This is a genomic window from Roseobacter sp. YIN89, assembly GCF_057219365.1.
On the sequence record NZ_JBXVVD010000004.1, the window covers coordinates 624950 to 639628 of the forward strand.

The 14679-nt window shown below is 59.6% G+C and carries 17 protein-coding genes; 10 read left to right on the plus strand and 7 right to left on the minus strand.

Going from position 1 to position 14679, the window contains the following annotated elements:
- The first annotated feature begins 13 nt into the window (after nucleotides 1-13).
- Genes AC2D8V_RS18960 through AC2D8V_RS18985 form a run of 6 tightly spaced genes read left to right on the plus strand, consistent with a single transcriptional unit; the run spans nucleotide 14 to nucleotide 4636 of the window.
- Nucleotides 14-1702, plus strand: coding sequence for a sensor N-terminal transmembrane domain-containing protein (locus AC2D8V_RS18960; RefSeq protein ID WP_484735158.1), 1689 nt, complete (start codon nucleotides 14-16; stop codon nucleotides 1700-1702).
- 9 nt (nucleotides 1703-1711) lie between these two features.
- Nucleotides 1712-2158 (plus strand): HPr kinase/phosphorylase, encoded by a 447-nt coding sequence (locus AC2D8V_RS18965; protein WP_484735159.1) that lies wholly within the window; start codon nucleotides 1712-1714, stop codon nucleotides 2156-2158.
- Nucleotides 2155-3042: an RNase adapter RapZ gene (rapZ, locus tag AC2D8V_RS18970; RefSeq protein WP_484735160.1), complete on the plus strand. Its 888-nt coding sequence runs from the start codon at nucleotides 2155-2157 to the stop codon at nucleotides 3040-3042. The genes AC2D8V_RS18965 and rapZ overlap by 4 nt, the downstream gene beginning before the upstream one ends.
- A 3-nt stretch (nucleotides 3043-3045) precedes the next feature.
- Complete coding sequence (locus AC2D8V_RS18975) at nucleotides 3046-3438, plus strand: PTS sugar transporter subunit IIA (RefSeq protein WP_484735161.1); 393 nt, start codon at nucleotides 3046-3048, stop codon at nucleotides 3436-3438.
- Between the two features lie 13 nt (nucleotides 3439-3451).
- On the plus strand, nucleotides 3452-3721 hold the full coding sequence (locus AC2D8V_RS18980) for an HPr family phosphocarrier protein (RefSeq protein ID WP_484735162.1): 270 nt from the start codon (nucleotides 3452-3454) through the stop codon (nucleotides 3719-3721).
- Between the two features lie 36 nt (nucleotides 3722-3757).
- Nucleotides 3758-4636: a lysophospholipid acyltransferase family protein gene (locus AC2D8V_RS18985; RefSeq protein WP_484735163.1), complete on the plus strand. Its 879-nt coding sequence runs from the start codon at nucleotides 3758-3760 to the stop codon at nucleotides 4634-4636.
- Between the two features lie 6 nt (nucleotides 4637-4642).
- On the opposite strand, the gene AC2D8V_RS18990 is transcribed toward AC2D8V_RS18985, so the two are convergent.
- Nucleotides 4643-5518, minus strand: coding sequence for a 3-hydroxybutyryl-CoA dehydrogenase (locus AC2D8V_RS18990; protein WP_484735164.1), 876 nt, complete (start codon nucleotides 5516-5518; stop codon nucleotides 4643-4645).
- Between the two features lie 153 nt (nucleotides 5519-5671).
- On the opposite strand from AC2D8V_RS18990, the gene AC2D8V_RS18995 reads away from it, so the two are divergent.
- Nucleotides 5672-6508, plus strand: a complete 837-nt coding sequence (locus AC2D8V_RS18995) for a DUF6473 family protein (RefSeq protein ID WP_484735165.1) — start codon at nucleotides 5672-5674, stop codon at nucleotides 6506-6508.
- Nucleotides 6509-6562: 54 nt separating this feature from the next.
- Here the strand turns inward: AC2D8V_RS18995 and AC2D8V_RS19000 are convergent, their stop codons facing one another.
- The 6 genes from AC2D8V_RS19000 to AC2D8V_RS19025 all read right to left on the minus strand — a co-directional run bounded on the left by AC2D8V_RS19000 (nucleotide 6563) and on the right by AC2D8V_RS19025 (nucleotide 11046).
- Nucleotides 6563-7489 carry an electron transfer flavoprotein subunit alpha/FixB family protein gene (locus AC2D8V_RS19000; protein ID WP_484735166.1) on the minus strand — a complete coding sequence of 309 codons (927 nt, stop codon included), beginning with the start codon at nucleotides 7487-7489 and terminating at the stop codon, nucleotides 6563-6565.
- Nucleotides 7489-8247: an electron transfer flavoprotein subunit beta/FixA family protein gene (locus tag AC2D8V_RS19005; protein ID WP_484735167.1), complete on the minus strand. Its 759-nt coding sequence runs from the start codon at nucleotides 8245-8247 to the stop codon at nucleotides 7489-7491. Before AC2D8V_RS19005 ends, AC2D8V_RS19000 begins: the two co-directional genes overlap by 1 nt.
- Before the next feature lie 402 nt (nucleotides 8248-8649).
- Nucleotides 8650-9222, minus strand: coding sequence for a cob(I)yrinic acid a,c-diamide adenosyltransferase (locus AC2D8V_RS19010; RefSeq protein WP_484735168.1), 573 nt, complete (start codon nucleotides 9220-9222; stop codon nucleotides 8650-8652).
- Nucleotides 9223-9228: 6 nt separating this feature from the next.
- A complete protein-coding gene (locus tag AC2D8V_RS19015; RefSeq protein ID WP_484735169.1) occupies nucleotides 9229-9432 on the minus strand; it encodes a twin transmembrane helix small protein in 204 nt (67 codons plus the stop codon).
- 78 nt (nucleotides 9433-9510) lie between these two features.
- Nucleotides 9511-10344, minus strand: coding sequence for an SDR family oxidoreductase (locus AC2D8V_RS19020; RefSeq protein ID WP_484735170.1), 834 nt, complete (start codon nucleotides 10342-10344; stop codon nucleotides 9511-9513).
- A gap of 57 nt (nucleotides 10345-10401) precedes the next feature.
- A complete protein-coding gene (locus AC2D8V_RS19025; protein WP_484735171.1) occupies nucleotides 10402-11046 on the minus strand; it encodes an SH3 domain-containing protein in 645 nt (214 codons plus the stop codon).
- 203 nt (nucleotides 11047-11249) lie between these two features.
- On the opposite strand from AC2D8V_RS19025, the gene AC2D8V_RS19030 reads away from it, so the two are divergent.
- The 3 genes from AC2D8V_RS19030 to AC2D8V_RS19040 form a co-directional block, all read left to right on the plus strand.
- The gene (locus AC2D8V_RS19030) at nucleotides 11250-13556 is read left to right on the plus strand and encodes a DNA topoisomerase IV subunit A (protein ID WP_484735172.1); all 2307 of its coding nucleotides are present in this window, start codon (nucleotides 11250-11252) and stop codon (nucleotides 13554-13556) included.
- A gap of 159 nt (nucleotides 13557-13715) precedes the next feature.
- Entirely contained in the window at nucleotides 13716-14333 is a 618-nt protein-coding gene (locus AC2D8V_RS19035; RefSeq protein WP_484735173.1) for a hypothetical protein, read from the plus strand.
- A 125-nt stretch (nucleotides 14334-14458) separates the two neighbouring features.
- On the plus strand, nucleotides 14459-14679 hold a 221-nt coding region (locus tag AC2D8V_RS19040; RefSeq protein ID WP_484735174.1), incomplete at its 3' end, for a GTP-binding protein.

The window sequence follows — 14679 nt, forward strand, 5'->3', positions numbered from 1 at the left end:
CTTCGTGCGGGATATGACCCCCCCTCCCTCCCAGGACGGCGATGTCGTCCTTGGTGATGATTGGGTGACGCCTGACGGCGCCGCAGCAACAGAGTTGCGGGCCACGCGCGAACGTCGTGGGCTGATGTCTTTGCGGACATCGCCGCTCACGCGCAAGATCATCACGTTCAATCTGATCGCACTCAACATCCTTGTTGCGGGCATTCTCTACCTGAACTCGTCGCGTGACAGTCTGGCGCTGCAACGGGCGGCGTCGCTGGTGTCAGAAGCTGAGCTGATTGCAGATGTGATCGAGGCGCAGTTGCCCACGGGCGCGCCGGTGAACATGGCCACCCGCGATGGTGTTGATGTTGCGTCGACGCTCCAAGGGTTGGATTTGCGCAGCGGGATAGAGGTGTTCGTCTTTGATACCTCAGAGCTGTTGATCGCCAATACCGAAGGGCGGCTTGCCGCCGAACAGATTGCCGGCGGCCCGGAAGGCCGCACTGTTCTGACCGATGGGCTGAACTGGCTGTGGAACAAAGCTTCCTCGTTCCTGTCCGATCCCGTCGAAGCGGATCAGACGCCACTGAGTGACAAGTTTCGTCCGCTCGTCAGCGAGGCACTGGCATCCGGCACCCAGATCAGAAACGAGCTTGATCTCGCAGGCGGCGCGCTTTTCACCGTGGTGACACCGGTTATGCAGGGGGACAGCCCCGTTGGCGCCGTTGCCGTGGCAACCGCAACCGGAGAGATCGACAGGCTCGTGCGCGGCGAACGCGAGCGGGTGTTGCAGATGTTCGTGATCGCCACTCTTGTGTCGATCGGTCTGAGCCTCGTGCTGGCTTCGACAATTGCCAATCCGTTGGCTGATCTGGCCGCCGCCGCAGAACTGGGCCGGGACAAGAACGCGCGCAAGATGAACCCGGGGCGCATCCGTATCCCTGACCTCACCGCCCGTCCTGACGAGATCGGACGGCTCAGCGGTGCGCTGCGCGGCATGATATCCGCGCTCTACAACCGGATCGACGGCAACGAACAATTTGCAGCCGATGTATCCCATGAGATCAAAAACCCTCTGGCCTCGCTGCGTTCTGCTGTTGGTACCCTGCGGATGGTCAAACGGGACGATCAGCGTGAAAAGCTGCTCGATGTAATCGACCATGATGTGCGCCGGCTGGACCGGCTTGTCAGTGACATTTCCAACGCGTCGCGTCTGGACAGCGAGTTGGTAAAGGAAGAGGAAGAGCCGTTTGACGTGCTGACGACGCTGACCAACCTTGGCCAGTATCTCGGCGAAGATGCGCGCTCGAAAGGCATTGATTTCATTACCGACCTGCCGGACGAGCCCATCACGGTGCATGGCCTCGAAGCGCGTCTGGCACAGGTCTTTGTCAACCTGATTTCCAATGCGATCTCTTTTTGCGAGAACGGCGATGCCATTCGTGTCTGGGCCCGTAAAAAGGAAAATAGGGTGTTGATCGTTGTCGAGGACACGGGCCCCGGTATCCCGGATCAGGCACTGTCGAAGATCTTCAAACGGTTCTACTCGCAACGGCCGGAAGAGCACTTTGGCAACAACTCCGGTCTGGGGCTGGCAATTTCGAAACAGATCGTCGAGGCCCATGGCGGCGTCATCTGGGCCGAGAATATCCGCCCGACCGAAGCCGACATTACCTCTGATCCGCTCGGGGCGCGCTTTGTTGTCGGTCTGCCGACCTGATCCGTGAGCATGCGCCGGTCTACGCCCGGACAGGTTGCCACCACCCTTCATGCGAACTGTGTCGATCTGGAGGGGCGCGGTGTTTTAATCACGGGGGCCTCGGGTACCGGCAAGTCCGGCTTGTCGCTGCAACTCATGGCGCTGGGCGCGCGACTTGTCGCGGATGACCGGACCGAACTGACCGCACGCGACGGCGCTTTGCTCGCCTCTTGCCCCCCCGCCATCAGCGGTATGATCGAAGCGCGCGGCGTCGGTTTGCTGCGGGCAGATCCGGTCGCGACCAGCGCGGTTGCCATCGTGGTCGATCTGGACACCGCAGAGGCGGAGCGCCTGCCCGAACCGCGCCACACCGTGATCAACGGCGTCACCCTCCCGATCCTGCGCAAATTAGCCGCGCCCCATTTTCCTGCAGCGATTTTGCAATATCTTAGGGCAGGAAGGATACAGACCCAATGACCGACAGGGATGCCACAGCCCGCCGCATCGTTTTTGTCACCGGCCCGTCAGGCGCGGGGCGCTCCAGTGCGCTCAACGTTCTGGAGGATGCGGGATTTGAGGCGGTCGACAACCTGCCACTACGCCTGCTGAACGCCCTGATCAACGAAGGTGCCCAGAACAGACCGCTGGCTCTTGGGATCGACCCGCGCAACCGCCATTTTTCCACGACTACCGTGACAGACATGCTTGGCCAACTGTCCGGCATGCCGGGGCTGGCACCGGAACTTCTGTATCTGGATTGCTCGACTGATGTGTTGTTGCGCCGCTTTTCCGAGACGCGCCGCCGCCACCCGCTCGCCCCCGACGACCGGCCTTCGGAAGGAATAGTGCGCGAACTAGAAATGCTGGGCCCGCTGCGCGCCCGCGCGGATGTGCTCATCGATACCAGCGAGTTGAATGTCCATCAGTTGCGCGAAGAAGTGGAGAACTGGTTTGCCCCTGACGGTCAGCACAAGCTTGCCGTATCGGTGCAGTCCTTTTCCTACAAGCGCGGCCTGCCACGCAGCGTCGATATGGTGTTCGACTGCCGGTTTCTGAAAAATCCATACTGGGAAAGCGCCCTGCGTGGGTTGAACGGCAAAGATGCCGATGTGGCCCGTTATGTCCGGTCCGATCCGCGCTACTCCGAATTCTCACAAAGGGTGTTCGATCTGTCGCTGCTTTTGCTGCCGGCCTACCGCGATGAGGGGAAATCGCACCTCTCGATCGCCTTTGGGTGTACCGGCGGCCAACATCGTTCTGTCGCTTTGGCCGAAGAACACGCTTTGCGCCTTGCAGAGCAGGGCTGGCAAGTGTCAATTAGGCATCGGGAACTGGATTTGCGCAAACGGGAAGAGGCATAGCGCGTGATTGGCATCGTGATCGTGGCGCATGGCGGGCTGGCAAGGGAATACCTTGCGGCCATCGAGCATGTGGTGGGCGCGCAGCATGGCATTCGCGCGATCTCGATCCTTGCCGACGACGACCGCAAACTCAAAGAACGCGAGATTTGCCAGGCGGCGGACGCGGTCGATGCCGGCGCAGGGGTGGTCGTGGTCACTGATCTTTATGGTGGCTCGCCGTCCAACCTCAGCCTGCTGGCCTGCAAGCCCGGCAACCGGCGCATTGTTTACGGTGCCAATCTGCCGATGCTGATCAAACTGGCGAAAAGCCGCAAAAAGTCTGTGCCGGATGCGGTGCGCGCAGCACTGGAAGCAGGCAAAAAGTACATCGACAGTCAAAACGTAAGCGCGGAATAGAGGGCGCCGGTCAATGGTAAAACGGACGTTGAAAATTGAGAATATCAAAGGCTTGCACGCGCGGGCCTCGGCCAAGCTGGTGGAGGTTGTCGAGGGATTTGATGCCAGCGCCGAAGTGTCCAAAGACGGGATGTCGGCGTCAGGCGACAGCATAATGGGTCTTTTGATGTTGGCAGCCTCTCAGGGAACCTTTATTGAGGTTGAAACGTCAGGGCCGGACGCCGAGCCCTTGGCGGAGGCGCTGACCGCGCTGGTCGGCAACAAGTTTGGCGAAGACGCCTGAAAGTGCCACGGCGAGGCCGGACGGGAGGAGCGGTAGGTGGTAGACAGCACTGAGAATATCGCGGTGACACAAACCGCTGCGCCTGTTGATTTCACCAAATACGATCGCAGTGCCATTTCCTATGCGTCGACTTTCGAGGACCCGCGAAAGGCCGCCTTTATCCGTGTTGTTGAAATGCTGACCGGACGGCTGACCATTCTGCGGCTGGTGCGCGAGTTTGAACGGCGGGGGGCCCCACAGGGTCAGGCCTTTTGGCGCGCGGCGCTTGATGTCATGGGGATCGAATTGCAGACCCCGCAGTACCAGCTTGACCGGATCCCGAAAGAAGGTCCGGTGATTGTGGTGTCAAACCATCCGCACGGTATGGTGGACGGGATGATCTTTGCTGATCTGATCGGACGCGTTCGCTCTGATTACCGCATCCTGACACGCTCTTTGCTGACTGTGATCGACGAGGTCGCCGGCTCTTACATGATTCCGGTCCCGTTCCCCCACGATCCTGACGCGCAGCGCAAAGGCGTCGAGATGCGCGCGCGGGCGATGCAGCACCTCAAGGAGGGCGGCGTTGTGGCGCTCTTTCCGTCGGGTGGCGTTGCGGCGTCCGAAACGTGGTTTGGCCCCGCTATCGAAGGCGAATGGAACGTATTTACCGCCAAGATGATCCGGCGCTCAGGTGCCACGGTACTGCCGATCAAGTTTCCGGGGCAGAACTCACGGGCTTATCAGATCGCCAACAAGCTTTCTCCGATGTTGCGGCAGGGGCTGTTGCTGCACGAGATCAAATACGCGCTGAACAAGCCTCAGGCCCCGATCGTGGGCCATCCGTTGTCTCAGGATACCATTGTCGAGTGGCAGGACGACCCGCGCGGTTTCATGGCGTGGCTGCGCGATCATACGCTGTCACTGGAAGACTGACGCCACCTATCGCGTCGGCACCGGTGTCTCTCCGCGGTAATCGTAGAACCCGCGCTCCGTCTTGCGTCCCAGCCATCCTGCTTCGACGTATTTGGTCAAAAGCGGGCAGGGGCGGTACTTGGTATCGGCCAGCCCGTCGTGCAGGACGTTCATGATGGCAAGGCAGGTATCCAGCCCGATGAAATCTGCAAGTTCGAGCGGCCCCATGGGATGGTTTGCCCCCAGTTTCATCGAGCTGTCGATGGACTGTACGCTGCCGACACCCTCGTAAAGCGTATAGACCGCCTCGTTGATCATCGGCATCAGGATCCGGTTGACGATAAAGGCGGGAAAGTCCTCGGCCGAGGCTGCGGTTTTGCCCAGTTTGTCGACGACCGTCTTGCAGGCGGCAAAGGTTTCCTCATCTGTCGCGATGCCGCGGATCAGTTCCACAAGTTGCATCACCGGCACCGGGTTCATGAAGTGGAAACCCATGAATTTTTCCGGCCGGTCGGTACGGCTTGCCAGCCGGGTGATGGAAATGGACGAGGTGTTCGACGTCAGGATCGTGTGCGGTGCCAGATGCGGTACAAGATCTTCAAAGATCGCCTGCTTTACCGTTTCGCGTTCTGTCGCCGCTTCGATGATCAGGTCGGAAGGTCCCAGATCGGTCAATGTTGTCGTCGTTTTGACGCGCGCCAGCGCTGCGGATTGATCCTCGGCGGAGATCTTTCCGCGCGACACCTGACGCTCCATGTTCCGCGACATGGCATCCAGCGCGGCTGACAAGGCATCTTCGGATATGTCGTTCAGCATCACGTCGTATCCGGCAAGCGACATGACATGTGCGATCCCGTTCCCCATCTGGCCTGCGCCCACAACGCCGATTGTCTTGATTTCCATCGGATGCCCTTTCTTGTCTTTCCGCACTCTACGGCGCGTGCGCTGGCACCTGCAAGGTCAATAGAGCCGCAGCCGGACAGTTAAAATTTTCCGTTTAACGGCTTGGTAGCACCTCGGCGTCATACCGGGTGGCGGGTAAGTAGGTGGGAAAACATGAGTTATGAATCGATGGGGCCTTTGGCCCTGAATTATGCGCCGTGTTACTACGGCACGTCTCGGATTGCCTTTCGCGGGCCGGCGCGCCGTCTTGACGCCCCTTACGTGGCTTTCGTGGGTGGAACGGAAACATACGGCAAATTCATCAAGGCGCCATTCCCGGCCCTTGTAGAAAGCGATATCGGGATAAATTGCGTGAACTTCGGTGTCGCCAATGCGGGTCTTGATGTATTCGTGAATGACGGGTTTGTGCTGGATGCGGCGCGGGATGCGAAAGCCGCCGTCATGCAAGTGGTGGGCGCGCATAACATGTCAAACCGCTTCTATACGGTGCACCCGCGGCGCAACGATCGGTTCGTCAACGCCTCACCAATTTTGGCGTCAATCTACCCCGAAATCGACTTTGCCGAATTCAACTTTACCAAACACTTGCTGTCCGCGCTGTACCAAGCTTCGCAGGAACGGTTTTCGATTGTCCGCCGCGAGTTGCAGATCGCTTGGGTGTCGCGCATGAAAATGCTGTTTCGGCGGATCGAAAATCAGGTGATCCTGTTATGGTTTTCCGATCATCCGCCGCATGATGATGACCACGATCAGGGGGACCCGGCACATGCGGAGGACCCGCTTTTCGTAACCCGCCAGATGCTTGGCGGGTTGTCGGACCAGACCGCAGGTTACGTCGAGGTGATCGCCTCTGCAGAGGCTTTGGCTGCCGGAACGCACGGCATGGTGTTCAATGACCTCGAAGCACAGGCGGCCAAGCGGCTGATGGGGCCCAAGGCACATGGCGAGGCTGCGCGCGCGCTGGGCCCTGTGTTGCACCGCTTGGCATGAAAAAGGGCCGCTTCGACAAGAAGCGGCCCCCAGTCAGTCTGCTGTTTTCAACGATCAGAGCTTTTCGATCAGCTCTGGAACGGCGGAAAAGAGGTCTGCAACAAGACCGTAGTCCGCTACCTGAAAGATCGGTGCTTCTTCGTCTTTGTTGATTGCAACGATGACCTTGCTGTCTTTCATGCCCGCAAGGTGCTGGATCGCCCCGGAGATGCCGACAGCCACATAGAGATCGGGCGCGACCACCTTGCCGGTCTGACCAACCTGCCAGTCGTTCGGTGCGTACCCTGAATCGACCGCCGCGCGGGACGCGCCGACGGCGGCGCCAAGCTTGTCAGCCAGCTTTTCGATGAGCGCAAAGTCGTCTTCCGAGCCGACGCCGCGGCCGCCCGAGACAACCACGCCTGCGGATGTCAGTTCCGGACGATCGCTTGCGGCAACCTTGTCTTCGACCCACTCGCTGAGGCCGGGGTTGTCAGCGGCAGAGATCGCTTCCACCGATGCAGCGCCACCTTCGCCAGCTGCGTCAAATGTGGATGTGCGGAAGGTAACGACCTTTTTTGCGTCGGTCGATTTGACCGTTTGCACCGCGTTACCGGCGTAGATCGGGCGCTCGAATGTGTCGCCGTCCACCACGCCCGAGGCGTCCGAGATGATCATCACGTCCAGCAGTGCGGCAACCCGTGGCATGACGTTCTTGGCGTCGGTGGTCGCGGGTGCAACGATGTGGTCGTAATCACCTGCCAGCGATACGATCAACGCTGCGGTGGATTCCGCCAACCGGTGACCCAAAGACGCGTCTTCGGCAACAAGAACCTTGGATACGCCATCAATCTTGGCGGCGGCCTCGCCTGCCGCAGCAGCAGAACCGCCCGCAGCCAGGATCGTCACATCGCCCAGCATTTTCGCTGCGGTCACAGCCTTTGCTGTGGCGTCCATTGCCAATTCGCCGTCGGATACTTCTGCAAGGAGTAGAACAGCCATTATACAGCCCCCGCTTCTTTGAGTTTCGATACCAGTTCATCAACCGAACCGACCTTGATGCCTGCGGCGCGGGCTTCGGGCTCTGCCGTGCCGACGATCTCAAGGCGCGGCGTGACGTCGACGCCATAGTCTGCCGCCGTTTTCTCATCCAGCGGCTTTTTCTTGGCCTTCATGATGTTCGGCAAAGAAGCGTAGCGCGGTTCGTTGAGGCGCAGATCGACAGTGATGACCGTTGGCATGGTCACTTTGATCGTCTGCATGCCGCCGTCAACTTCGCGGCTGACCACGGCATGGTCGCCTTCGATGCTGACTTCGGAGGCAAAGGTTGCCTGGCTCCAGCCCATCAGAGCGCTGAGCATCTGGCCTGTGGCGTTCATGTCGTTGTCGATTGCCTGCTTGCCGCACAGCACAAGGCCGGGCTGCTCTTCATCGACGATCGCCTTGAGAATTTTCGCAACGGCCAGAGGTTCGATGTCGTTGTGCACGTCATCTGCTGCCACGACGAGGATTGCGCGGTCGGCACCCATCGCCAGCGCGGTGCGCAGGGTTTCCTGGCTTTGTTTGACGCCGATGGAAACAACGACCACCTCGTCTGCCTGGCCTGCTTCTTTCAGGCGGATCGCTTGCTCGACAGAGATTTCGTCGAACGGGTTCATCGACATTTTCACGTTGGCAAGATCGACACCTGAGCCATCCGCCTTGACGCGGACCTTCACGTTGTAATCGATCACGCGTTTGACAGGTACAAGAACCTTCATGTGCGTCTTTCTCCTTGGTGTTGCGACTCACCCTGCAGCGAGCCTTAAGAATTCCTGAAGCGTGGTTTACCCAAGCAAGCGGCGTTGAAACAGTGCAAAATCGTCATCTTTGGTCGCTGGAACGCCGCGTTTCTTTTCATTTGGACGCAGCGTCACCGGAAATTTCCTATCGTGAACTTTTTGGCGATTTTTTCACGGGCCTGTCTATGTGGCGCTATGGCGCACCTTGAGACTGCGGGCTTGTGCGAAAATCCCGTTGCAGGGTTTGCCTGCAAGGCCTTGTGGTGAACCCGGGATAGGCAAGCCCCGGTATGGATTGGTCGGGGCTGGCCAAGGGATTGTGTCACGTGAGGGCCTCAATGCGCCGAGCCAGTGTCTGGTGCCCCCGCCGGCCTGCCGCGGTCAGCGGTTCGCGCCGGGAACCCAAAGCACATCGTCCTTGCCGCCATTGTTGGCGGTGCGCGCTGCCACAAAGAACCAGTCGCTCAGCCGGTTGAGGTATTTGACCGCAGCCGGGTTGATCGCCTCCATCGTCGCCAGTTCAACGCACAGCCGTTCCGCCCGTCGCGAAACGGTCCGGCACACGTGCAAATGCGCCGCAAGCGCGGCACCACCGGGCAGGATAAAGCTGCGCAGCGGGTCAAGACCGGCGTTCATGGCATCGATTTCGTCTTCCAGCCGAGTGACCTGCGCGTCGATCATGCGCAGCGGCGGGTATTCGGCTTCGGCATCCTGCTCCATATCGGGGCGGCACAGGTCCGCACCAAGATCGAAGAGGTCGTTCTGGATGCGGCTGAGCGCGACGTCCATATCGCCGTCGGCCGCAAGCCGCGCGACCCCCACGAACGAATTCAGCTCGTCCGAGGTGCCGTATGCTGTGACGCGCAGCGCATGCTTTGCCACACGGGCGCCGTTGCCAAGCGCGGTTTCGCCCGCATCACCTGTCTTGGTATAAATCTTGTTGAGCACGACCATAGTTGTTTACCCGGCATCCTTGCGAAAATAGACAAACGCCAAAATGAAAAGTACCGCGATAAATTGCGCGGCAATCCGATAGCGCATGAGTTTGTTGGAGTTCTTCTTGTTAAATGCACCGCCGCCGGCGAAGCCGCCAAGGCCGAGCATCAGTATGATGACCACTGCGATACAGGCAACGACGGCCAGTACGAATAACGGGTCTCCCATTTTCAGTATCCTTTGTTGTTTGGCACGCCATGTAGCCGGTGTTGCGCAGAAGGCGACCTTGGCGTGCAGATTTCCTTGTCAGGAAGCTTTCGTCAGAACCTTGTCGAGCGCCCGCGTACTCAGCACACGTTTGAAAAAGCCCATGATATAGGTAGGTGTCGTGACATAGTATCTCGGCTTCGGGCGGTTTGCCGTCAGCGCGTGCCGCAGCTTGTTGGCCACTGCTTCGGGCGGCAGTTCAAACCGGTCGGGGCCGCTGTCGCTGTAGAGACGTTTGCGCAAGACAGTCTCGTAGCGCTCGCGCAGGGCGGAGTTTTCCCAGTCGATCCAGCGTTCGAAATGCGGAATGGAATTTTGCCGAATTTTCGATGTGACAGGCCCCGGCTCGATGAGAACGACATGAATGTCCGTGTCATGTAGTTCGACCCGCAACGTATCGCTCAGCCCTTCGAGGGCAAATTTGGTTGAATTATACGCGCCACGCCACGGCAGGGTGACAAAGCCGAGGACGGATGAGCACTGGATGATCCGACCGTGGCCCTGCGCACGCATCACGGGCAGCACAAGGCGCGTCAGCGTATGCCAGCCAAAGAAATTTGCCTCGAAATTCGCGCGGAGCGCATCTGTGGGCAGGTCTTCGACTGCGCCGGGCACACCATAAGCGCCATTGTTGAACAAGGCGTCAAGCGTGCCGCCCGTGGCTGAGAGCACTTCGGCCAGCGCACTTTCGATCGTTTCGCTGTCTTCGTAATCCAGCCGCGGGCTGTCAAAGCCCTCGTCCCGTAATCTGTCGCAGTCGTCCTGCTTGCGGCACGCGGCGAATACGCGCCACCCGTCTTTTCTGAGTTCATGGGCCGCGCAATAGCCAATGCCCGACGAACAGCCCGTGATGAGGATTGATTTTTGCGCCATTCTGACCCCTGGATTATTTCCGGCATCAGTGCCAAGGGGCGGTGGGGATTACAAGTATCAACCCCCGGAGAGCAGAAAGTCTGCCATCCAGCCGGTGGCGTTGCCATCCAGCGTGCGTAACTGTACCCAGCCGTTTCCGGCGTCAGTCAGCACCTCGACGCGGGTGTTTCGGCGCAGTTGTTCCACCACTTCAAAATCCGTGCCCGGCCCGGAGCGCATGTTGACAAGCGACCCGCTCACGGTGCGCACATCTTGCGCTGGTGTCACGGCGTCGGAGGACGCGGATGCGGTGAGACCGGCAAAAGTGATATCCGGCAAGTCGACGTTGTTCAGCGCGGCCACGCCAACCAATTCGACATCAGGCGCAATCACGGAAATGTCCGTTTGTTCCGCCGGTTTGATTTCAGCACCCTCAAGCGTCGGTGTGGCGCGCGCCGCTTGCACGACAGGGGCCTGCTCTGATTCTCCGCTGGCGACCTCGAAGGAGACAAGATCAAGCGATGCGCGCGACACCGTACCAGTGGGGGCAACTTCAGGTTGCGGGGCGGTGGCTTGCGCAAGCTCGGTCTGGACAATTTCATTGTCGGCACGTGCACTTACAAGCAATTCGCCCGCAACTTCAGGATCAAAATCAGAGCCTCCGCTCAATTCAAAAAATGCGACGGCCAGAAAGCCGAACGTGAGAAAAATAAATCGTCCCATCCCAATACCCTTCAATCACTACTTAATACTCTAACACAGAATCTGCCCGACAGTTCCCTAGCAGGCCGCTTTTGTTCGCAGAAGGGGGAAATATTATGAAATCACAGCATTTTTTTTCGTTTCGCGCGGCTGTGTCAATATTGCCGCGAATCCCTGATCAGAACGCGCTTGTTCGACCCTGATGGTGCGGCTACACAAGGGCAATGAGCGACGAGACTGAAACCCCTGAGGCCCCTAACGCGACCCTGGCGGAACCTTTACGCCGGGCCCTCGGCGAGAGGTATCTGACCTATGCGCTCAGCACCATTATGCACCGCGCCTTGCCAGACGCACGGGACGGGCTCAAACCGGTGCACCGCCGGATACTCTATGCCATGCGAGAGCTGCGGCTGAGCTCAACCGGAGGTTTCCGAAAGTCGGCCAAGATTTCAGGCGACGTGATGGGGAACTACCACCCCCACGGCGATGCGGCGATCTATGACGCAATGGCCCGTCTGGCCCAAGATTTCAACGTGCGCTACCCGCTGGTCGACGGGCAGGGAAATTTCGGAAACATCGACGGCGATAATCCGGCCGCCAGCCGCTATACCGAGGCGCGCATGACCGCTGTCGCCGAGGCGATGCTGAACGGGCTTAACGAGAATGCGGTTGATTTTCGCGAAAACTACGACGGCACGCTCACCGAACCGGTCGTGCTCCCGGCTGAGTTTCCCAACCTGCTGGCCAACGGGTCATCGGGTATCGCGGTGGGCATGGCCACGAACATCCCGCCGCACAATATTGCCGAGTTGTGCGATGCCTGTATTCATCTGATCAAGACGCCGGATGCGCGCGACGATACTCTGTTGAAATACGTGCCCGGCCCGGATTTCCCCACCGGTGGTGTGATCGTCGAGCCGGCCGAGAACATCGCGCAGGCCTACCGAACCGGCAAGGGCGGCTTCCGGCTGCGGTGCCGGTGGGAAGTCGAGGATCTGGGCCGCGGCCAGTGGCAGGTTGTGGTAACCGAAATCCCCTATCAGGTTCAGAAATCCAAGCTGATCGAAAAGATTGCCGAGCTGATCCAGACCAAAAAAATCCCAATTCTGGGCGATGTGCGCGACGAGTCTGCGGACGACGTGCGGATGATCCTCGAGCCGCGGTCAAAGAATGTCGACCCCGAAGTGCTGATGGGCATGCTCTATCGCAACTGCGATCTTGAGGTGCGGTTTTCGCTCAATATGAATGTGCTGATCGACGGGGTCACGCCCAAGGTCTGTTCAATGAAGGAAGTGCTGCGCGCGTTCCTTGACCACCGGCAGGAAGTTCTGATCCGCCGCTCGCAGCACCGCCTTGAAAAGATCGACCACCGTCTGGAAGTGCTGGAAGGCTTTATCATCGCCTTTCTCAACCTTGACCGGGTCATCGACATTATCCGCTACGATGACGACCCCAAGGCGGCGTTGATGGCCGAGGACTGGGGCAAGGAACACGCGCGCGCGCTGAATGAGGCAGATTATGTGCCGCCCGCGCCGACCGACGATCCGTCGCTGACCGAGGTGCAGGCCGAGGCCATTCTGAACATGCGCCTGCGCTCGCTGCGCCGCCTCGAAGAGATGGAACTGATCCGCGAGCAGGAAGCGTTGATGGAAGAACGCGCGCAGCTTGAGGATCTGCTTGAAAGCCCCGCGTTGCAGTGGGACAGCATAACCGAGCAGTTGCGGGCCACGAAAAAGCAATTCGGCAAGGATTGGGACGGCGGTGCGCGGCGCACGGGGTTTGCCGAGATGACCGAGGTCGAGGATGTCCCGATCGAGGCGATGATCGACCGCGAGCCCATCACCGTTGTGTGTTCGCAGATGGGCTGGGTGCGTGCGATGACGGGGCACATCGATCTTGAGCGCGAGCTGAAGTTCAAGGATGGCGACGGGCCGCGCTTTATCTTCCATGCCGAGACCACGGACCGTTTGTTGATTTTCGGCTCCAATGGCCGGTTTTACACCGTTTCCGCGTCGAATTTGCCCGGCGGTCGCGGGATGGGCGAACCGTTACGCCTGATGGTCGACCTGCCGAACGAGGCCGACATTGTCACCATCATGACGCACAAGCCCGACCGCAGCCTGCTGGTGGCGTCGACGGCGGGCGACGGCTTTGTTGTGGAGGAGGCAGATGTGGTGGCGCAGACGCGCAGCGGCAAGCAGGTCCTGAACGTGCGCGGCGATACGCGTGCGGTTATTTGCAAGCCGATCAGCGGCGACAGCGTGGCTGTCGTAGGTGAAAACCGCAAAGTTCTGGTCTTTGGACTGGATGAGCTTCCGCGCATGGGGCGCGGCAAGGGTGTGCGGTTGCAAAAGTACAAGGACGGTGGCCTGTCAGATGCCACAACGTTCACGCGGGCGGAAGGGCTGAGCTGGCTTGATCCGGCGGGGCGTACGCGCACCGAAACCGAACTGGCCGAGTGGACGGGCAAGCGCGCCTCTGCCGGTCGCATGGCGCCGCGCGGATTTCCCCGCGACAACAAATTCACCTGAGGCCCGTGCGTTGCGTGAAATGAGGCTCTTTCGGTCGGACGGCGTGTTGGTAAAAAACCACGCGTGGCACCTTCCTGCCGACCTTGTCGCGGCACAGATTGCACCTCGCGCGCCATTCCGTTAGGCGTGATGCACCAATCACTTGCGGGGCTCTTACGGATGAAACGCCTTCCCTCACTTCTGGCCGGGTTTGCACTGCTTGCGGCCTGCGCCAACACCGATGATCTGGACAAGCCCCCTGTTGATCTGGGCAACTTCAACCTCGGGCATAACGTCGTTGTGGCGCCCAAGGTTGCGACCTCTTCGGCAGTGAGCCGCGAGGCGTCGAAAGAAGAGCTGACCAGCGCGCTTCAGGATGCCATCGCACAGCGCTTTGATCGCTACAGCGGGTCCAAAGACTATCACTTCGGGGTCAGTATCGAGGGTTACGTGCTTGCACGGGCAGGCGTGCCGGTTGTGGCAGCACCCAAGTCTGCGATGATCATCCGCGTCACCGTTTGGGACGATGCGGCAGGGGCCAAACTGAACGTTCCGCCCGAACAGATGACCATCATCGAAGACATCGATGGTGAAAGCCTTGTTGGCACGGGCTGGACTCAATCCAAGGAACAGCAACTCGAAGGGCTGGCGCGCAATGCGGCCAAGGCGATCGAGACGTTCCTCGTCAAGCAGAATGCCGAAAATGGCTGGTTCGAGGATGACGGCGCAGTGGCTGCAGCACCTGTCGAGACAGCGCCGGGAACGGTCGCTGACGCCATCGTGGCAGAACCGCTCTGAACAGAATGAACCTCGCTGAAGGTCGCGCTTGATTTTCCTGCCCATTCGCAATACATCGCCCGCCATATGACAAGCACTGGGTTGGCTTCGCGCGACCCCACGACAGCAAAAAGGGTGCCACAATAATGGCAAAGGCAAAGTTTGAACGTACGAAACCGCACGTAAACATCGGCACGATTGGTCACGTTGACCACGGCAAGACGACGCTGACGGCGGCGATCACCAAGTATTTCGGCGACTTCCAGGCGTATGACCAGATTGACGGTGCGCCTGAAGAGAAGGCACGCGGGATCACCATCTCGACAGCGCACGTTGAGTACGAGACCGACAACCGCCACTACGCGCA